Genomic DNA, 18,223 nt, shown 5'->3' on the forward strand with positions numbered 1-18,223 from the left:
GGGGAAAACGGCGGTTATCGACGGCGTTTTTCGTACAGTTTGGGCTCGCCCGGTGGCCGGCTCTTGAAGCGGCGGTGGGTCCACAAATATTGCTCGGGGCATTCCCGCACTGCAGCTTCGACCCACTGATTGATCCGCAGGCCGTCGGCTTCATCGCTCTCGCCGGGGAAGTCGGTGAGTGGCGCGTGGATCACCAGGCGATAGCCGCTGCCGTCGGCCAGGCGCTGCTGGGTGAACGGCACCACCAGCGCCTTGCCGAGTTTGGCGAACTTGCTGGTGGCGGTGACGGTGGCGGCCTGGATGCCGAACAGCGGCACGAAAACGCTCTGCTTGGCGCCATAGTCCTGATCCGGTGCGTACCAGATAGCGCGCCCGGCGCGCAGCAGCTTGAGCATGCCGCGCACGTCTTCTCGCTCAACCGCCAGCGAGTCGAGGTTGTGCCGCTCGCGGCCACGGCGCTGGATATAGTCGAACAGCGGGTTGCCGTGCTCGCGGTACATGCCGTCGATGGTGTGCTTCTGACCAAGCAGGGCGGCGCCGATTTCCAGGGTGGTGAAGTGCAGGGCCATGAGGATCACGCCCTTGCCGTCCAGTTGCGCCTGCTTGAGGTGTTCAAGCCCTTCGACGTGCGCCAGGCGCGCCAGGCGCTGGCGCGACCACCACCAGCTCATGGCCATTTCGAAGAAGGCGATGCCAGTGGAGGCGAAGTTTTCCTTGAGCAGGCGCTTGCGCTCCTGGGCGCTCTTCTGCGGGAAGCACAGCTCGAGGTTGCGCGCGGCGATACGGCGACGCTCGCCGGCCACGCGGTACATGCCCGCGCCAAGCAGGCGACCAATGGTCAGCAGCGCGCGGTACGGCAATTGGGTGACCAGCCACAGCAGGCCGAGCCCCAGCCATAACAGCCAAAAACGCGGATGAAAAAATGCAGCTCGAAAACGCGGGCGATCCATTACAGATTCCGGTAAAGACAGGGCCGCGCATTCTACAACGGTTCGACTCGGCTTGCGGCCAGTGGATGTTCTCGTTATAAGTCTCGACACTTTTCGTGACAAGCCGCTTTGCCGACCATGAGCCAAACCGAACCGCTAGACCAAGATCCCGTGTTCCAGCTGAAAGGCAGCATGCTCGCCATCACCGTGCTGGAACTGGCCCGCAACGACCTCGACGCCCTGGACCGCCAGCTCGCCGCCAAGGTCGCCCTCGCGCCGAACTTCTTCAACAATGCCCCGCTGGTGCTGGCCCTGGACAAATTACCCGCCGGCCAGGGCGCCGTCGACCTGCCCGGCCTGATGCGCGTGTGCCGCTCCCACGGCCTGCGCACCTTGGCGATTCGCGCCAGTCGGATCGAAGACATTGCCGCAGCCATCGCAATCGAACTGCCCGTACTACCGCCGTCCGGCGCGCGCGAGCGTCCGATCGATCCAGGCGAAGGCGAGGTGAAGAAAAAACCGGAAAAACCGGCGGAACCGCTGATCAAGCCTACAAAGATCATCACCACGCCCGTACGCGGCGGTCAGCAGATTTACGCCCAGGGTGGCGACCTGGTGGTGGTCTCCTCGGTCAGCCCCGGTGCGGAACTTCTCGCCGATGGCAATATCCATGTATACGGTCCGATGCGCGGCCGTGCACTCGCCGGCATCAAGGGTGATACCAGGGCCCGTATTTTCTGCCAGCAGTTGACCGCCGAGCTGGTCTCCATCGCGGGTCAGTACAAGGTTGCCGAAGATTTACGCCGCGACCCGCTGTGGGGGGCCGGGGTCCAAGTCAGCCTGTCGGGCGATGTGTTGAACATCACCCGTCTTTAACGGATACTGCCGCATTTTCCAAGCATCTCTAGACTCTGATAGCAAAGCGAAACCGGCAATACTTGCGTAGGAATAACTGAAAGTTGGCGTCCCCCGTGGAAACCGAGTCTTTTTCCTGCACAGGCTGTCCGCCTGCAGCGAGTTTCAAGAGATGTTTTTCAGGGGCTGAAAAGTCCTTTTTCCTTAAGGGTGAAACACCTTGGCCAAGATTCTCGTGGTTACATCCGGCAAGGGTGGTGTGGGTAAGACCACCACCAGCGCCGCTATCGGTACCGGCCTCGCACTGCGCGGCCACAAGACAGTCATCGTCGACTTCGACGTCGGTTTGCGTAACCTTGACCTGATCATGGGTTGCGAGCGCCGCGTGGTGTACGACTTCGTCAACGTGGTAAACGGCGAAGCCAACCTGCAGCAGGCCCTGATCAAGGACAAGCGTCTTGAGAACCTGTACGTGCTGGCCGCCAGCCAGACCCGTGACAAGGACGCGCTGACCAAGGAAGGCGTGGGCAAAGTCCTCGCCGAACTGAAGGAAACCTTCGAATACGTGGTGTGCGACTCCCCGGCCGGTATCGAAACCGGTGCTCACCTGGCGATGTACTTCGCCGATGAAGCCATTGTCGTCACCAACCCGGAAGTGTCGTCGGTACGTGACTCGGACCGCATGCTCGGCCTGCTGGCCAGCAAGTCCCAGCGCGCCGAGAAAGGCGAAGAGCCGATCAAGGAACACCTGCTGCTCACCCGCTACAACCCTGAGCGCGTCAATAATGGCGAAATGCTCGGCGTGGAAGACGTCAAGGACATCCTCGCGGTGACCCTGCTGGGTGTGATCCCGGAATCCCAGGCGGTGCTCAAGGCCTCCAACCAGGGCGTGCCGGTGATTCTCGATGACCAGAGCGACGCCGGCCAGGCCTACAGCGATGCGGTTGATCGCCTGCTGGGCAAGACCGTTGACCATCGCTTCCTCGACGTCAAGAAGAAGGGATTCTTCGAGCGTATCTTTGGAGGCAATTGAACAATGAAATTTCTCGACTTCTTTCGCGCCAACAAAAAGCCAAGTACCGCGTCGGTCGCGAAAGAGCGTCTACAGATCATCGTGGCGCACGAACGCGGCCAACGCAGCACCCCGGATTACCTGCCCGCCTTGCAGAAGGAACTGGTCGAAGTGATCCGCAAGTACGTCAATATCGGCAACGATGACGTGCATGTCGCCCTGGAAAATGACGGCAGCTGCTCGATTCTGGAACTCAATATCACCCTGCCTGATCGTTGATCGAACAGGCGGCCGCCACGGCGGCTCGTTCACCTTGATCCCTGTGCGGGAACCGGGTGGCCGAGCCGCCGTTGGCGTTTGTTACGAGGCTGTTTAATGCCGCTGTCCAATATCCATATCCTGCATCAGGACGCCGCCGTTCTGGTGGTGAACAAGCCGACCCTGCTGCTCTCGGTGCCCGGTCGGGCCGACGACAACAAGGACTGCCTGATCACCCGCCTGCAGGAAAACGGCTACCCCGAAGCACGCATCGTGCATCGCCTGGACTGGGAGACCTCGGGGATCATCCTGCTGGCGCGGGACGCGGACTCCCATCGCGAACTGTCCCGCCAGTTTCACGACCGCGAAACCGAAAAAGCCTACACCGCACTGGCCTGGGGCCAGCCGGAACTGGACAGCGGCAGTATCGATTTGCCCTTGCGCTACGACCCGCCGACCAAGCCGCGCCACGTGGTGGACCACGAATTCGGCAAGCACGCGCTGACCTTCTGGAAGGTGCTGGAACGTTGCGGCGACTGGTGCCGGGTGGAACTGACGCCAATCACCGGACGCTCGCATCAGTTGCGCGTGCACATGCTGTCCATTGGTCATCCGCTGTTGGGGGACGGTTTGTATGCCCATGAACAAGCCCTGGCCGCCTGGCCGCGCCTGTGCCTGCATGCGAGCATGTTGAGCTTTACCCATCCGCAAAGCGGCGAGCGCCTGCGCTTCGAGTGCGCGGCGCCGTTCTGAACTGCAAATACCGCTACATGTGGGAGCTGGCTTGCCTGCGATAGCGGTATATCAGCACCACATTTTTTTCCTGACAGACCGCTATCGCAGGCAAGCCAGCTCCCACAGAGGGTTGTGTTGTTCTCAGCCATGCAGGTTCGCTCCAAATACGTGACCAATACGGTAAACTCCGCGCACTGCTGTCTGGAGCTATTTATGCGCGAAGCGTTGAATCAAGGCCTGATCGACTTTCTCAAGGCCTCCCCTACTCCCTTTCATGCCACTGCCGCCCTCGCCCAGCGGCTGGAAGCGGCCGGTTACCAGCGTCTCGACGAGCGCGACACCTGGACCACCGAGGCCAACGGTCGTTACTACGTCACCCGTAACGACTCCTCGATCATCGCCTTCAAGCTCGGCCGTCAGTCGCCGCTGCAGGACGGTATCCGCATGGTCGGCGCCCACACCGACAGCCCGTGTCTGCGTGTCAAGCCTCAGCCCGAGCTGCAGCGCCAGGGCTTCTGGCAGCTGGGCGTTGAAGTCTACGGCGGCGCACTGCTGGCGCCGTGGTTCGACCGCGACCTGTCGCTGGCCGGCCGCGTGACCTTCCGCCGCGACGGCAAGGTCGAAAGCCAACTGATCGACTTCAAACTGCCGATTGCCATCATTCCCAACCTGGCCATTCACCTGAACCGTGAAGCCAACCAGGGTTGGGCGATCAATGCACAGACCGAACTGCCGCCGATCCTTGCGCAGTTTGCCGGTGATGAGCGTGTCGACTTCCGCGCCGTACTCACCGATCAACTGGCCCGCGAACATGGGTTGAACGCCGATGTAGTACTCGACTACGAGCTGAGTTTCTACGACACCCAAAGCGCGGCCGTGATTGGCCTGCACGGTGACTTCATCGCCGGCGCGCGCCTGGACAACCTGCTGTCGTGCTACGCCGGCCTGCAGGCCCTGCTCACCAGCGACAGCGACGAAACCTGCGTGCTGGTGTGCAACGACCACGAAGAAGTCGGCTCCTGCTCGGCCTGCGGTGCCGATGGCCCGATGCTTGAACAAACCCTGCGTCGCCTGTTGCCTGAAGGCGAAGAGTTCGTGCGCACCATCCAGAAATCCCTGCTGGTGTCTGCGGACAACGCCCACGGCGTGCACCCCAACTATGCGGAAAAGCACGATGCCAACCACGGTCCCAAGCTCAATGCCGGCCCGGTGATCAAGGTCAACAGCAACCAGCGCTACGCCACCAACAGCGAAACCGCGGGGTTCTTCCGCCATCTGTGCATGGCTCAGGAAGTGCCGGTGCAGAGCTTCGTGGTGCGCAGCGACATGGGCTGCGGCTCGACCATCGGCCCGATCACCGCCAGCCACCTGGGCGTGCGCACCGTGGACATCGGCCTGCCGACGTTCGCCATGCATTCGATCCGCGAGCTATGCGGCAGCCATGACCTCGCGCATCTGGTGAAGGTACTCGGCGCGTTCTACGCCAGTCGCGACCTGCCCTGATTTTTGCGTCACAGGCAATCAAACAGGTGGAAGGGGGCTTGCTCCCTCCCACAACTGGCCGAATGCGGCGTGCAACCGTACACTCGGTCCACTCGTCGTTTTCAAGGTTGACCGCCTCGTGCTTTCCCGCCTGCTTACCCTGCCCTGCTACCTGCTGATCGCCCTGCTCACCCTGCTGCCGCTTTCACCCGCGCAAGCCGTGGGCCTGCCCGGCCTGCTGGGCAGCAGCACCAAAACCCAACCCCAGGCAGAAGTGCCGTTGGGCCAGTCGCTGGACGAGGTCATCAAGACCCTGGAAAACGACCAGCAACGCACCCAACTGCTGAGCGATCTGAAAAAGCTGCGTGCCGCCACGCAAAAGGCCCAGCCGGCGGCCGAGCAAGGCGTGCTGGGTTTGATCGGCAGTACGTTGACGGGCCTCGAATCACAATTCTCCGGAGCCGACAGCCCACTGGGGCGCTGGTCCAATGAAGTCGACCAGGCCAAGGACGAATTGAGCGCCCTGATGCTGCCGGCCGCTGAATGGCTGCCGATCATCTTCGGTTTTGCCTTGATTCTCGCGGTGTGGAGCCTGCTGGCTGCCGCACTGATCTGGCTGAGCCACCGGTTGCGCGAGCGTTTTGGCCTGCCCGAGGAACTGCCGCAACACCCACGCACCTGGGACATGCTGCGCTTCGCCCTGCGCAAGCTCGGCCCTTGGCTGATCGCGCTGGTGATCACCGTGTACCTGAGCTACGCGCTGCCCTCATCGTTGGGTAAATCCCTGGCGATGGTGCTGGCCTATGCGTTGGTGGTGGGCACCTGTTTCTCGGCGATCTGCGTGATTGCCTTTTCCCTGCTCGACGGCCCGCATCGTCATCGCGCGCTCTACATCCTGCGCCACCAGGCGTTTCGCCCGCTGTGGCTGATCGGCAGTTTCGCCGCCTTCGGCGAAGCCCTGAGCGACCCGCGCATGATGCAGGCCCTCGGACAGCATCTGGCACACACCGCCGCGACCGTAGCCAATGTGATGGCCGCACTGTCCACCGGGGTATTTATCCTGCGCTTTCGCCGGCCGATTGCGCACCTGATCCGCAACCAGCCGCTGTCGCGCCGCCTCAATCGCCGCGCCATCAGCGACACCCTATCGATCATCGGCTCGTTCTGGTATCTCCCGGCACTGCTGCTGGTGGGCATCTCGCTGTTCGCCACGTTCCTGTCCGCCGGCGACACCAGTACCGCCCTGCGCCAATCACTGCTGTGCACGGTGTTGCTGGTGTTGTGCATGGTCATCAACGGGCTGGTGCGCCGTCACGCCCTCAAGCCGCTGCGTGGGCACAAGCGCCACGCGCTGTACTCAGAACGCCTGAAAAACTTCCTCTACACCCTGGCCCACCTGGCCGTGTGGCTGGTGTTCATCGAACTGGGCCTGCGGGTGTGGGGCTTGTCGCTGATTCGCTTTACCGAAGGCGACGGCCATGAAATCAGCGTCAAACTGTTCGGCCTGGGTGGCACGCTGCTGTTTGCCTGGCTGATCTGGATCCTCAGCGACACCGCGATCCACCACGCTCTGACCCGCTCGCGCAAGGGCCTGGCCAATGCACGTGCGCAGACCATGATGCCGTTGATCCGCAACGTGCTGTTCGTGACCATCTTCATCATCGCCGCCATCGTCGCCCTGGCGAACATGGGCATGAACGTCACACCACTGCTGGCCGGTGCCGGCGTGATCGGCCTGGCCATCGGTTTTGGCGCGCAGTCGCTGGTGGCGGATCTGATCACCGGCCTGTTCATCATCATCGAAGACTCCCTGGCCATCGATGACTACGTGGACGTCGGCGGCCACCTCGGCACCGTCGAAGGTCTGACCATCCGCACCGTGCGCCTGCGCGACATCGACGGCATCGTGCACACCATTCCGTTCAGCGAAATCAAGAGCATCAAGAACTACTCGCGGGAGTTCGGCTATGCGATCTTCCGCGTCGCGATCCCCTACAACATGGAAATCGACGACGCGATCAAGCTGATGCGCGATGTCGGCCAGAAGATGCGCAACGACCCGCTGCAACGGCGCAATATCTGGTCGCCGCTGGAGATTCAGGGGGTGGAGAGTTTCGAGTCGGGCAGCGCGATTCTGCGGGCTCGCTTCAAGACCGCGCCGATCAAGCAATGGGAAGTGTCACGGGCGTTCAACCTGGCGCTCAAGCGTCAACTGGACGAGGCCGGCATGGATCTGGCGACACCGCGTTTGAGCGTGCAGGTGGTGACGGCGGGACTGGAAAAAGACACGTCGGAAGGCAGCACGAATTAAAGGGTGGGAGGGGGCTTGCTCCCGATGGCTGAGTGTCAGCCGCTGTATGCATTGCTGACCCACCGCTATCGGAGCAAGCCCCCCCCACATGTTGACCCGGGGTGCCTAGACCGACGCGACGCCATCCATTTTCTGGCGCAGGCTCAACGGACGCATGTCGGTCCAGGTTTCTTCGATGTAGGCCAGGCACTCTTTCTTGAAGCCGCTCTTGCCCACGGTGCGCCAGCCTTCCGGTACGGCTTTGTAGTCAGGCCAGATGGAATACTGTTCTTCGTGGTTGACCACTACCTGAAACAGGATGTCGTCGCGGTCAAATACTGAGGTCATTGCTGTTCTCCATCGCTCAAAGGCTGGCTGCGCACCACGCGCAGCGCTGATATCTGTAGAAACGTACCGCGCACGGGAAAAATTAGAGGCCGGCGACGGCTGCTGCCAGGGCACGGCCGAAGATGTCGGCTACGCGGTCGATTTCGGCGGCGGTGATCACCAGCGGCGGCAGAAAGCGCACCACGCTGCCATGGCGCCCGCCCAGCTCCAGGATCAGCCCGCGCTTGAGGCATTCGCGCTGCACCAGCGGCGCCAACTGGCGATGCACCGGCGGGTGACCCTGGCTATCGAGCGCACCGTGCGGGTCGACCAATTCCACCCCCAGCATCAGCCCGCGACCGCGAATATCGCCCAGATGCGGGTAATCACGCTGCAGGATGCGCAGGTGTTCGCCGAGGCGCTCGCCCATGGCCGTCGCGTGGGCCGGCAGGTCGTGTTCCTTGAGGTAGCGCATCACCGCCGACCCCGCCGCCATGGCCATCTGATTGCCGCGAAACGTACCGGCATGGGCACCCGGCAGCCAAGTGTCGAGCCAGTCGCGATACACCACCACCGCCAGCGGCAGGCTGCCGCCGATGGCCTTGGACAGCACCACCACGTCGGGGATGATGCCTGCGTGCTCAAAGGCGAACATCTTGCCGGTGCGGCCAAAACCGCTCTGGATTTCATCGACAATCAACGCGACACCCGCCTGCTGAGTGATGCGGCGCAGGCCACGCAGCCAGTCGAGATCGGCCGGAATCACGCCGCCTTCGCCCTGCACCACTTCGACAATCACTGCCGCCGGTAACAGCACCCCGGCTTCGGGATCGCTGAGCAGGTTTTCCAGGTAATGCAGGTTGACCTGCACCCCCTGCGCGCCGCCCAGTCCGAACGGGCAACGATAGTCATAGGGATAAGGCAGAAATTGCACGCCATTGCCGAGCAATGCACCCAAGGGTTTTTTCGGCCCCAGGCTGCCCATCAGGCTCAGCGCGCCCTGGCTCATGCCGTGGTAACCGCCCTGGAATGACAGCACCGTGCTGCGCCCGGTGGCGGTGCGCACCAACTTCAACGCCGCTTCCACCGCATCGGTGCCGGTGGGGCCGCAAAACTGGATTTTCGCTTCCCGCGCCAGCTCGGGCGGCAACAGGCCGAACAGGTCCTGCACGAACTGATCCTTGACCGGCGTGGTGAGGTCCAGGGTGTGCAATGGCAACTCATCGGCCAGCACCTGCTGGATCGCCTCGATCACCACCGGGTGGTTATGCCCCAACGCCAGCGTACCGGCGCCAGCCAGGCAATCGATGAAGCTGCGGCCCTCGACGTCTTCCACATAGATGCCCTTGGCCCGCTTGAGCGCCAGGGGGATGCGCCGGGGGTAGCTGCGGGCGTTGGATTCCTGCTGGCGCTGGCGGGCCAGCAGTGGCGTTTCGTCGAACTGGTAGAGCGTTTCGGCGGTGTGCGCCGGGGTGGTTTCGATACGGCTGGTAGCGACTGACATCTTTCGAATCCCTCAATACGCTGTTTGGTTGCTTGCATCTGGAGACGCTTGAGGGTGGGGGGGATTTAGGGAAGGTGGTCGGTTAGTTGGGTGCTTGTCCGTTATTCAGGTAACGGCGGCTGGCGGTTTTGCCCTTACAACGGGTCACGTTGGAAAAGAGCCGGAATGCCAGCCCAGCCCACAGTAACCAAAGGCTCTTGCCCACCACTCGGCACCTCGCTCAGGCTCGGTGTGCGCGCATCAGACAAATGGAGATCAAAATGTGGGAGGGGGCTTGCTCCCACATGTTGTACAGCGTTGGGCAGATAATCCGGGGCTGCGCCAGGGCCAATCAAAGGCCCCGATATTTCTCATTCAGGGCATACAAAATCGCACACGTCTCGGCATCTAAAACCCCACCATAATCGCGCCTTCGAAAATGCATCTGAAACGCTCGCGTGCGAAGCTCAAACGTCCGCCGATTCGACGCCGCCTTATACCCATACCGCTGAAACGCCCGCTCCACCTCGACCTCCGGCGGCAACCCCAGGCTAAAGCGTCGCTGATACATCATCCGGGTCGTCTCATCAAACCAGGCCCCCACCCCCGCCTCGAACAGACACCGCCACGGCAGTTGCGGCCCCGGGTCACTCTTGCGCCAGTACGCCACATCCGAATGCCCGAGAATGTCGGTCGGCCCCACGTGCGGGTACCGCCCAAGCACATCGCGCAGCAACGCAATCAATACATCGACCTGCTGCGGGGCATAGGCAGGAAATGTGAACACGCCCTTGTCATCACGCGCCTGGTTGACGATCTCCACGCCAATCGAACGACTGTTGAGGTTGTCCCGCCCACCCCACTGACTCACCCCGGCATGCCACGCACGCTGGTCTTCCTTCACCAGACGAAACACGCGCAGCTCGTCATACCCGGCAGCGCGATAGCCAGGTTCATGCGGGTCGGGCAACAGGTAGTGTGCACTCACCCCATCCCGGGTAAGGGTGCGCAACGAGGATGCAAACGGCGCGGCGGTGTAGTGCAGGATCACCTGCTGTACTTGCTCGCCGTTGCGCTGGTTGAAACCCATAGCGGGAAAACTGCTGTCAATAACCAACATAAGAACCGTCCTTTTCAATACAGGCCGAATCGTTCAGCCCGTTCAAGCACAAAAAAATTACCGCCATCCTGAAGACTTGCACCTCAGGATGGCGGTAACTATCTGGCACCTGAAAAGAATCAGCGCCGTAGCGGCATGCCCAGTTCGACGCGCAAACCATCCGGCTGGCTGTCGAATGTCAATGAGCAGGAACAACGCTGCACGATGGCCTGCACGATTGCCAAGCCCAGGCCACAGCCTTCGCTGTTGCCATTGCGCCAGAAGCGCTGGGTCAGGTATTGCAGGTCTTCGCTGGAGATCTGCTTGCCATGGTCGCGCACGCGGAAGATCACGCGGTCGGCGGCGGTCAGCACGCTGAGTTCCACACGGGTATCAGCCGGGGTATGGCGCAGGGCATTGTCGAGCAGGTTGCGCAGCGCGGCGACCGCCAGGCCCACCGGCATTTCCACCGGTGCGGCCGAGAGGTTGTCCGGCAGGATCAGGTCGATGCGACTGTTGTCACCGGCATTCGCATCCTGGATCGCCAGCCTGGCGACGTCTTCGGCACTGGACTGCACGCCATCGTCAAACGACAGGCTGCCCTCCACCCGCGCCAGCAGCAGCAATTGCTCGAGGGTGCGGTGCAGGCGGTCGGCACCCGCCTCGGCATGGGCCAGCGACTGGTCGCGGGCCGCGCCGTCAGTCATGCGGGCCACCTGCAGATGGGTCTTGATCGCCGTCAGCGGGCTGCGCAGCTCGTGGGCGGCGTCGCCGGTGAGCCGGCGCTCGCGCTCGATGGTCTTGGCAATGCGCTGCAACAGTTGGTTCTGTGTGTCGAGCAGCGGTTTGAGTTCGCTGGGCAGCGGATGAATCTGCAGCGGTTCGAGGGAGTCGGCACTGCGTCGTTTCAAGGCATCGCGCATGCGATTGAGCGGCAGCAGGCTCTGACCGATGCCCAGCCACAACAGGCACAGGCACCCCAGCATCGCCACCCCTACCGGCACCGAGGCGGCCAGCAAAATCGAGGTATTCAAGGCTTCGCGTTCGGCATGGCGATCGGCGGTGGTGATCAACAGGTCGCCGCGGCTGAGGGTAAAGCTGCGCCAGGCCACGCCGTCTATCACCTGGTCACGAAAGCCGCTCTGGTGCGACTCCAGGCCTTCGTCGGGGGTGGTGTGGCTGCGCGCGAGGACTTCCCCGCGCAAGGAGCTGACCTGACAGGCCATGCCACCGGGCACGTGCAGGTGTTCGTCGCTGAAACGCGCACCGCCGGTGGCGCTGGCCAGCCCGGGCATCTGTTCGATCAGCCCCGCCACCATGCGCGCCGACGCGACCAGGCGCTGGTCGAGGGAAAACATCATCTGGTTGCGCAGGTCGTTGAGCATCCAGGTCGCCGCCAGCGCCCAGATCAGCACGAAAGCGGCCCCCAGCTTGAACGTCAGGCGCAGGCGCAGGCTTTTCACGAAGCCTTCTCTCCCTCATCAGGGCGACCCTCATCGGCAGCGCCGAGGCGATAACCGAGGCCGCGTACGGTCTCGACGATGCCATTGCCCAATTTGCGCCGCAGGTGGTGGATATGCACATTGAGCGCGTTGCTTTCCAGTTCGTCGCTGAAGCCGTAGACGCTGTCCTTGAGTTGTTCGCTGGAGAGTACTCGGCCCTTGTTGTGCAGCAGAGCCTGCAACAACGCCTGCTCACGACGCGACAGATCCACCGGCTGGCCACCGAGGAAGGTCTCACGGCTGCTGGGATCGTAGGCCAGACGGCCGTGCTCGATCAGGTTGACGCTGCGTCCCGCCACCCGGCGCAGCAGGGTTTGCAGGCGGGCGGCGAGTTCGCGCAGGTCGAAGGGTTTGAGCAGGTAGTCGTCGGCACCGGCTTGCAGGCCGTCGACACGGTTGGTTACCGAATCCCGCGCGGTGAGGATCAGCACCGGGATTTCCAGGCCCTGGCTGCGCTGTTGCTGCAGCAGCTTGAGGCCGTCTTCGTCGGGCAGGCCGAGGTCGAGCACCATGATGTCGAACGCCGCCGCCTTGAGCATCGCCCGTGCCGCGCCGGCGCTCGCCACGCGCTCCACGGTGAAGCCCTGGGCGGTGAGGCCGGCCACGATGCCGCTGGCGATCAGTTCATCGTCTTCACAGACCAGTACGTGCATGCTGAACCCTTCATGAAAGATGGCGTGATTAGAGAATGCAGGGATTAAGCGCGCATTATGCCGCCAATGTTCGCAACACCCGCTGATCCGTACACTCTAGAATAGCGCCCGGTTAATCATCGGTTAATCAACGCCACACATTGTGTGCCTCAACTTGTACTGGATTAAGGTTTGAAGCATGCGGCATCTGTTTACCTTTCTATTGGTAATGCTCGCGGGATTCGCCCAGGCCGCGCCTGGCAACCCTTTCGACACCAAACCCGATTTTCTTCCGGTGGGCAAAGCGTTCACCTTTACCTCCGAACGTCTTGAAAGTGGCGAGATGCAGCTGTATTGGCAGATTGCCGACGGTTATTACCTGTACCAGCAACGCATGAAGTTCGAGGGCCTGGCCGAAAAGCCAACGCTGCCCAAGGGCGAGGCCCATAGCGACGAGTTCTTCGGCGAGCAGGAGGTGTATCGCCAGGGCCTGGAAGTGAAGATCCCCGCCGGTGCCACCGGCCAGCTCAAGCTGGGCTGGCAGGGCTGCGCCGATGCGGGCCTGTGCTACCCGCCGCAATCGATCACCGTCGACCTGGGTGGCAGCCCGGCCGCCGCCACCGCCCAGGCACAGGACCAGAACCTGGCCAGCGGCCTGCAACAGCGCAGCCTGGGCTGGAGTTTGCTGGTGTTCTTCGGCCTGGGTTTGCTGCTGGCATTTGCCCCGTGTTCATTGCCGATGCTACCGATTCTCGCCGGTCTGGTGGTGGGCAGTGGCGCCAGCCCGCGTCGCGGCCTGGCCCTGGCCGGCAGCTACGTAGTGTGCATGGCGCTGGTGTATGCCGCGCTGGGCGTGCTGGCCGCCCTGGCCGGCGCCAACCTCGCCGCGCTGCTGCAAACCCCGTGGATTCTCGGTAGCTTCGCCGCTCTGTTTGTGGTCCTCGCCCTGCCGATGTTCGGCTTCTTCGAACTGCAACTGCCGACCTTCCTGCGCGACCGCCTGGACAACGTCAGCCGCCAGCAAAGCGGCGGCAGCCTGCTGGGCGCAGGCATCCTCGGCGCCTTGTCCGGCCTGCTGGTGGGCCCCTGCATGACCGCACCGCTGGCCGGCGCGCTGCTGTATATCGCCCAGAGCGGCAATGCGCTGCACGGTGGTCTGATCCTGTTCGCCATGGGCATCGGCATCGGCGTACCACTGTTGCTGCTGGTGACCGTGGGCAACCGCTTCCTGCCCAAGCCGGGCACCTGGATGAATGTGCTCAAGGGCGTTTTCGGTTTCCTGTTCCTCGGCACGGCCGTGCTGATGATTCGTCCGGTGGTTGGCGACAGCCTGTGGCTAGGCCTGTGGGGCGCACTGGCGTTGGTCATGGCGTACTGCGGCTGGGGCCTGGCCCGTGAATACGGCCTGGCCGCCAAGGTATTTGGCGCCGGTTCACTGGTGCTGGGCCTGTGGGGCGCGGTGCTGGTGGTGGGCGCAGCCGGTGGCAGCGATGAGCTGTGGCAGCCGTTGAAGGTCTACAGCGGCTCGCGTATCGCCACCGCTGACGCACATGACGCCTTCACCACGATCAACGACCCTGCGGCCCTGCAAGATCAGCTCGACAGCGCCAAGGCTCAGGGTCAGTGGGTGCTAGTGGACTACTACGCCGATTGGTGCGTGTCGTGCAAGATCATGGAAAAACAGGTATTCGGTAACCCGCAGGTGATGCAAGCCCTCAAGGACGTGCGCCTGCTGCGCCTGGACGTCACCGCCGACAACGTCGCCAGCCGCGAACTGCTCGGGCGCTACAAAGTGCCGGGGCCACCCAGCTTCGTCTGGATCGGCCCAGACGGTGAGGAGCGCCGCGCCCAACGCATCACCGGCGAGGTGGATGCAGACACCTTCCTGCAACGCTGGACTCAGACCCGGGACGCCCGCTGATGCTGACCCTGACCATTGGCACGTTTGCCATCGCGCTGAATCACATTCTGCTGATCAGCGCGCTGATTCTCGCCACGCTGGTGGGCTGGCGCGTGGCCAAGCGTGGCGGTGAGAACCCCGAGTCTGTGCTGTTCAGCCTGTTCCTGCTGGGCATGTTCGTGGCGCGGGTGAGCTTCGTGCTGATGTACTGGAGTGACTATCGCAACGACTGGCTGCAGGTGATTGACCTGCGCGACGGCGGCTTTCTCGCCTGGCCCGGCATTATCGCGCTGGTGCTCGCCGCTCTGGCGTACGGCTGGCGCCGCCCGCCCCTGCGCAAGCCGCTGAGCGCGGGCGTCATCACCGGTCTGCTGTTCTGGGGCATCACCAGCCTGTCGCTGAACCTCTACGACAAGGGCTCGCAACTGCCGTCAATCACCCTGCGCACTGCCGATGGCCAGGAGGTGCAACTTGCCGATTACAAGGGCGGCCCCCTGGTGATCAACCTGTGGGCCACCTGGTGCCCGCCGTGCCGCCGCGAAATGCCGGTGCTGGAACGCGCGCAACACCAACGACCCGACGTGACATTCCTGTTCGTCAACCAGGCCGAAAGCATGCAGAGCGTCAGCACCTACCTCGCCACTCAGGGCCTGACCCTCGACAACGTGCTGTTCGACGCTGGCGGCAGCCTCGGGCAGGCCGTGGGCTCCATGGCCTTGCCGACCACCTTGTTCTACCAGGCCGACGGACGCCTGATCAACAGCCACCTCGGCGAACTGTCCCAGGCCAGCCTGGCCCGCGCCCTGGAACCCTTCGACACCGCCCCACAAAGGAAACCCACATGCCAAGCCTCCGCCACCTGCTGACCCTGTTGCCGTTGACGCTCGCCGCCGCCCTGGCCCAGGCCGAGGACTGGCCGGCACCGATCAAGCAGATCGAAGCCAAGGGCGCCAAAATCCTCGGCACATTCGACGCCCCCAGCGGCCTCACCGGCTATGCCGCGCAATACCAGAACCGTGGCATGGCGCTGTACCTGACAGCCGACGGCAAGAGCGTGATCGCCGGCAACCTGTACGACGCCCAGGGCAACGACCTGAGCAGCGCCCCCCTGGAAAAACTGGTGTATGCGCCGATGGCCAAGGAAGTCTGGGCCAAAATGGAAAAAAGCAGCTGGATACAGGACGGCGACACAAACGCGCCACGCATCGTCTACCTGTTCAGCGACCCCAACTGCCCCTACTGCAACATGTTCTGGGAGCAGGCGCGTCCTTGGGTGAAGGCCGGCAAAGTGCAGTTGCGCCACATCATGGTCGGCATCATCCGCGAGGACAGCGCCGCCAAGTCCGCCGCGCTGTTTGCCGCCAAAGACCCGCAAAAGGCCCTGGAAGAACACGAAGCCGCCGGCAAGGGCAGCAAGTTGCAGCCGCTGGACAAGATCCCGGCAGCTATCGAAGCCAAGCTCGATGGGAACATGAAGTTGATGCAAGCGCTGGAGTTGTCGGCGACGCCAGCGATTTTCTACCTGGACGACAAGGGCGGCCTGCAGCAACAACAAGGCGCACCTTCGCCGGATAAGCTGGTGAAGATACTGGGGCCAAAATAAGGCATTCGGTCGTTCCCCGTACGAGGGAACGACCCTTTAGCATCAGTTCATCGTCACCCGTAATAGCGCATCGTGAAGTTATCAAAAAACGACCAATCGCGAACTTCCACTACCATTGAAGAAACCGTTTTGCCAAGGGGTGGAATATATTCAAGCCATATACCTACAAAGTCATCTGCGGGATACACCAGGCGCTGAAGCAGATTATTATCCTCATCAAAATAAGTTACTGCGCCCAGCAGTTGCTTGGATGTCCATGCGTACTTCAAATAAACCAACGCATGTTTAAACACGAAGCGATGGATTTGCGGTGAGGGCAGTTCGTGCATACCCAGCGCCATCCCGTAGTGGTTACCCGACGCCAGTGAGAGGTCCTTATGAAACTGAACAATGCCTGCAGTCTCTTCACCGTGCTCAAAGGTAATCGTCATCGTCGGTGTATCCACAACGCCCTTGGCGGGAAACGTGCTTAGGGTCTGCGCTTCAAATCGCTCCTCGATTTCTATCAGATGCAGTTTGACCATAAGCGTCAACTCAGGAAAAACCACCACCGGCCCCTCTTCACAACACGCATCCACTGAGGTCTTGAATACGACGACCAACTGGCTATTGTCAGCCAACTTCGCCAACTCGGTGCGTGGGATAACGCGCGACAGCCCTTTTTCTACGTCGTCCGCCGTGATCGGCTCATCCGCCATCAAGGTGATGGTGTAGGGAGAGCCATTTTTCAAGGTGCCCTTGCATTCCAGCCAGCCCTTCTGCCCCGCCGCCATAAAACTCCATTGTTTTACCTTGGCAGTGGCGTCACCCGTCAGTTTGCACAGGTCCAATACACCTTCTACGGCCTCGAAGACTTCAGGTGTCGACAACGTCGAGGGCACCCTGAGGTTTAGATCGGTAAATACTTCACAGACCCGGGTCACGGTACTTCTGGTGGTCACCGTTCTGGTGATTTCAGGACGGTCTAACTCCAGCGGTGCATGACCGCATTGAACTGCACTTTTCGACGTTAATTGTTGAGTCACGATAAGCCTCCGGCACCCGCCAAATAGTCACCTGCCACAAGACGAGGTCGTTAAAAGGAGTGCTCGCTTGGTGCGCGCACTCTATTTGCGACCTCCGTTAAACTTCCTCGACGAGCAGGTAATCAATAAGGTAGTCATTACCCGCTATACCGGGATCACGCTCATGGCTATGGAGAACCAGCAGCGCGAAATTGCTGCTCGCCACAAAGGTGCCAGCGAGCGTCACCCACGTATTGGGATCAGTAAGCACTTCTATACTGGTGATGGCTACGTTGTCTGCTTTCAGCGACAGCTTTGGCGTTGGATCAGAAGTGTTATACCGGCGAACACGCGCGGAAAAGGCATATGTTGTGCCGCTTTCCAAATCATCAAATTCCCGATGCAAAATCACCCCGAGATTTTTACCTGTATGGGTGAAGTTTTTAACGGAGTACTGCTCGTTACCATCGCTTGCTACGCCCAATGATTCAAAAGTGAGATCCCGTGGGTCCGGAGCCCCCGGGCCTCTTTCCCACCGTCCAAATGTCCGGTCATTGAAATCCGTCAGGTCTCGGTAATACTTGCGGAGCGTGTATTTCGACTCCGGAAACGTAATCACCGGCCCGTCTTCACAACAGGCATCCACCGTGGTTCTGAATACAACAGTCAACTCGGCCTTGTTAGGAAATTTATTCAGCTCTTTACGCAGAAGTGGACGTGAAACCCCCTCTTTTTCATCACTGTCCGTAAGCGGCTCACCTTCCATCAACTTGACAGTATGGGCAGTGCCATCTTCCAGGAGGCCTGTGACCTCAAGCCACCCAGACTGGCCTGCTTTCAGGAAGTCCCATTTTTTCACAACGACAGCGACGCTCCCTTCATCGCCACGCAACGTCAACACGTCATCAACGGCCTCGGGCACTTCCGGTCTCGACAACGCTACCGGGACACTGAAGTGAAGGTCGGTGATCACTTCACAAACTCGGGTCACGGTACTTCTGATCGTCATGACTTTGGTGATTTCAGGACTATTCAGCTGCGCTGGTTTCTGATCACATTTGATGCCACTTTTCGACGTTAACTGTTTATTAGTCACTGTAAGCCTCCAGGTC

Annotated in this window: 17 protein-coding genes; 9 read left to right on the forward strand and 8 right to left on the reverse strand. The window is 61.6% G+C overall.

The genetic code is table 11. The features are described from left to right. Window positions 1-14: 14 nt before the first annotated feature. Entirely contained in the window at window positions 15-950 is a 936-nt protein-coding gene (locus tag TU75_RS17510) for a lipid A biosynthesis lauroyl acyltransferase (RefSeq protein WP_060549632.1), read from the reverse strand. Between the two features lie 117 nt (window positions 951-1,067). On the opposite strand from TU75_RS17510, the gene minC reads away from it, so the two are divergent. From minC to TU75_RS17540, 6 genes are all read left to right on the forward strand, one after another. Continuing rightward, window positions 1,068-1,805 (forward strand): septum site-determining protein MinC, encoded by a 738-nt coding sequence (gene minC / locus TU75_RS17515; protein ID WP_003236787.1) that lies wholly within the window; start codon window positions 1,068-1,070, stop codon window positions 1,803-1,805. A gap of 199 nt (window positions 1,806-2,004) precedes the next feature. Further along, the gene (minD, locus tag TU75_RS17520) at window positions 2,005-2,817 is read left to right on the forward strand and encodes a septum site-determining protein MinD (RefSeq protein ID WP_003236789.1); all 813 of its coding nucleotides are present in this window, start codon (window positions 2,005-2,007) and stop codon (window positions 2,815-2,817) included. A gap of 3 nt (window positions 2,818-2,820) precedes the next feature. After that, the gene (gene minE / locus TU75_RS17525; protein WP_003175252.1) at window positions 2,821-3,075 is read left to right on the forward strand and encodes a cell division topological specificity factor MinE; all 255 of its coding nucleotides are present in this window, start codon (window positions 2,821-2,823) and stop codon (window positions 3,073-3,075) included. 96 nt (window positions 3,076-3,171) lie between these two features. Continuing rightward, a complete protein-coding gene (locus TU75_RS17530; protein WP_015372571.1) occupies window positions 3,172-3,807 on the forward strand; it encodes an RluA family pseudouridine synthase in 636 nt (211 codons plus the stop codon). A 195-nt stretch (window positions 3,808-4,002) separates the two neighbouring features. Beyond that, window positions 4,003-5,292 (forward strand): M18 family aminopeptidase, encoded by a 1,290-nt coding sequence (locus tag TU75_RS17535; protein ID WP_015372572.1) that lies wholly within the window; start codon window positions 4,003-4,005, stop codon window positions 5,290-5,292. Between the two features lie 118 nt (window positions 5,293-5,410). Next, window positions 5,411-7,582, forward strand: a complete 2,172-nt coding sequence (locus tag TU75_RS17540; protein ID WP_060549633.1) for a mechanosensitive ion channel family protein — start codon at window positions 5,411-5,413, stop codon at window positions 7,580-7,582. 105 nt (window positions 7,583-7,687) lie between these two features. On the opposite strand, the gene TU75_RS17545 is transcribed toward TU75_RS17540, so the two are convergent. The 5 genes from TU75_RS17545 to TU75_RS17565 all read right to left on the reverse strand — a co-directional run bounded on the left by TU75_RS17545 (window position 7,688) and on the right by TU75_RS17565 (window position 12,625). Further along, a complete protein-coding gene (locus TU75_RS17545; RefSeq protein ID WP_003236796.1) occupies window positions 7,688-7,909 on the reverse strand; it encodes an MbtH family protein in 222 nt (73 codons plus the stop codon). An 82-nt stretch (window positions 7,910-7,991) separates the two neighbouring features. Continuing rightward, window positions 7,992-9,392, reverse strand: a complete 1,401-nt coding sequence (locus TU75_RS17550; RefSeq protein ID WP_060549634.1) for an aspartate aminotransferase family protein — start codon at window positions 9,390-9,392, stop codon at window positions 7,992-7,994. A gap of 331 nt (window positions 9,393-9,723) precedes the next feature. Continuing rightward, a complete protein-coding gene (locus TU75_RS17555) occupies window positions 9,724-10,491 on the reverse strand; it encodes an N-acetylmuramoyl-L-alanine amidase (RefSeq protein ID WP_060549635.1) in 768 nt (255 codons plus the stop codon). A 119-nt stretch (window positions 10,492-10,610) separates the two neighbouring features. Continuing rightward, window positions 10,611-11,933 carry an ATP-binding protein gene (locus TU75_RS17560; protein ID WP_003236803.1) on the reverse strand — a complete coding sequence of 441 codons (1,323 nt, stop codon included), beginning with the start codon at window positions 11,931-11,933 and terminating at the stop codon, window positions 10,611-10,613. After that, window positions 11,930-12,625 carry a response regulator gene (locus tag TU75_RS17565; RefSeq protein WP_060549636.1) on the reverse strand — a complete coding sequence of 232 codons (696 nt, stop codon included), beginning with the start codon at window positions 12,623-12,625 and terminating at the stop codon, window positions 11,930-11,932. The genes TU75_RS17560 and TU75_RS17565 overlap by 4 nt, the downstream gene beginning before the upstream one ends. A gap of 178 nt (window positions 12,626-12,803) precedes the next feature. On the opposite strand from TU75_RS17565, the gene dsbD reads away from it, so the two are divergent. The 3 genes from dsbD to dsbG are packed head-to-tail and all read left to right on the forward strand — an operon-like array spanning window position 12,804 to window position 16,107. Continuing rightward, window positions 12,804-14,525, forward strand: a complete 1,722-nt coding sequence (gene dsbD, locus TU75_RS17570) for a protein-disulfide reductase DsbD (RefSeq protein WP_060549637.1) — start codon at window positions 12,804-12,806, stop codon at window positions 14,523-14,525. Continuing rightward, window positions 14,525-15,370 carry a TlpA disulfide reductase family protein gene (locus TU75_RS17575; RefSeq protein WP_003236810.1) on the forward strand — a complete coding sequence of 282 codons (846 nt, stop codon included), beginning with the start codon at window positions 14,525-14,527 and terminating at the stop codon, window positions 15,368-15,370. The genes dsbD and TU75_RS17575 overlap by 1 nt, the downstream gene beginning before the upstream one ends. Beyond that, the gene (dsbG, locus tag TU75_RS17580; protein ID WP_060549638.1) at window positions 15,346-16,107 is read left to right on the forward strand and encodes a thiol:disulfide interchange protein DsbG; all 762 of its coding nucleotides are present in this window, start codon (window positions 15,346-15,348) and stop codon (window positions 16,105-16,107) included. The genes TU75_RS17575 and dsbG overlap by 25 nt, the downstream gene beginning before the upstream one ends. Before the next feature lie 53 nt (window positions 16,108-16,160). Here the strand turns inward: dsbG and TU75_RS17585 are convergent, their stop codons facing one another. Together TU75_RS17585 and TU75_RS17590 are read right to left on the reverse strand one after the other, a co-directional pair. Further along, entirely contained in the window at window positions 16,161-17,132 is a 972-nt protein-coding gene (locus TU75_RS17585; protein ID WP_231981924.1) for a hypothetical protein, read from the reverse strand. Window positions 17,133-17,229: 97 nt separating this feature from the next. Further along, on the reverse strand, window positions 17,230-18,207 hold the full coding sequence (locus tag TU75_RS17590) for a carbohydrate binding domain-containing protein (RefSeq protein WP_060549639.1): 978 nt from the start codon (window positions 18,205-18,207) through the stop codon (window positions 17,230-17,232). Window positions 18,208-18,223: the final 16 nt, after the last annotated feature.

It is taken from the genome of Pseudomonas poae (genome assembly GCF_001439785.1).
Classification (GTDB): domain Bacteria; phylum Pseudomonadota; class Gammaproteobacteria; order Pseudomonadales; family Pseudomonadaceae; genus Aquipseudomonas; species Aquipseudomonas poae.

What these genes read in the sequence shown, in the direction of transcription:
- TU75_RS17510 (WP_060549632.1), bottom strand. Translation starts at nt 950, where the DNA reads ATGGATCGCCCGCGTTTTCGAGCTGCATTTTTTCATCCGCGTTTTTGG.
- minC (WP_003236787.1), top strand. Translation starts at nt 1,068, where the DNA reads ATGAGCCAAACCGAACCGCTAGACCAAGATCCCGTGTTCCAGCTGAAA.
- minE (WP_003175252.1), top strand. Translation starts at nt 2,821, where the DNA reads ATGAAATTTCTCGACTTCTTTCGCGCCAACAAAAAGCCAAGTACCGCG.
- TU75_RS17530 (WP_015372571.1), top strand. Translation starts at nt 3,172, where the DNA reads ATGCCGCTGTCCAATATCCATATCCTGCATCAGGACGCCGCCGTTCTG.
- TU75_RS17535 (WP_015372572.1), top strand. Translation starts at nt 4,003, where the DNA reads ATGCGCGAAGCGTTGAATCAAGGCCTGATCGACTTTCTCAAGGCCTCC.
- TU75_RS17545 (WP_003236796.1), bottom strand. Translation starts at nt 7,909, where the DNA reads ATGACCTCAGTATTTGACCGCGACGACATCCTGTTTCAGGTAGTGGTC.
- TU75_RS17550 (WP_060549634.1), bottom strand. Translation starts at nt 9,392, where the DNA reads ATGTCAGTCGCTACCAGCCGTATCGAAACCACCCCGGCGCACACCGCC.
- TU75_RS17555 (WP_060549635.1), bottom strand. Translation starts at nt 10,491, where the DNA reads ATGTTGGTTATTGACAGCAGTTTTCCCGCTATGGGTTTCAACCAGCGC.
- TU75_RS17565 (WP_060549636.1), bottom strand. Translation starts at nt 12,625, where the DNA reads ATGCACGTACTGGTCTGTGAAGACGATGAACTGATCGCCAGCGGCATC.
- dsbD (WP_060549637.1), top strand. Translation starts at nt 12,804, where the DNA reads ATGCGGCATCTGTTTACCTTTCTATTGGTAATGCTCGCGGGATTCGCC.
- TU75_RS17575 (WP_003236810.1), top strand. Translation starts at nt 14,525, where the DNA reads ATGCTGACCCTGACCATTGGCACGTTTGCCATCGCGCTGAATCACATT.
- dsbG (WP_060549638.1), top strand. Translation starts at nt 15,346, where the DNA reads ATGCCAAGCCTCCGCCACCTGCTGACCCTGTTGCCGTTGACGCTCGCC.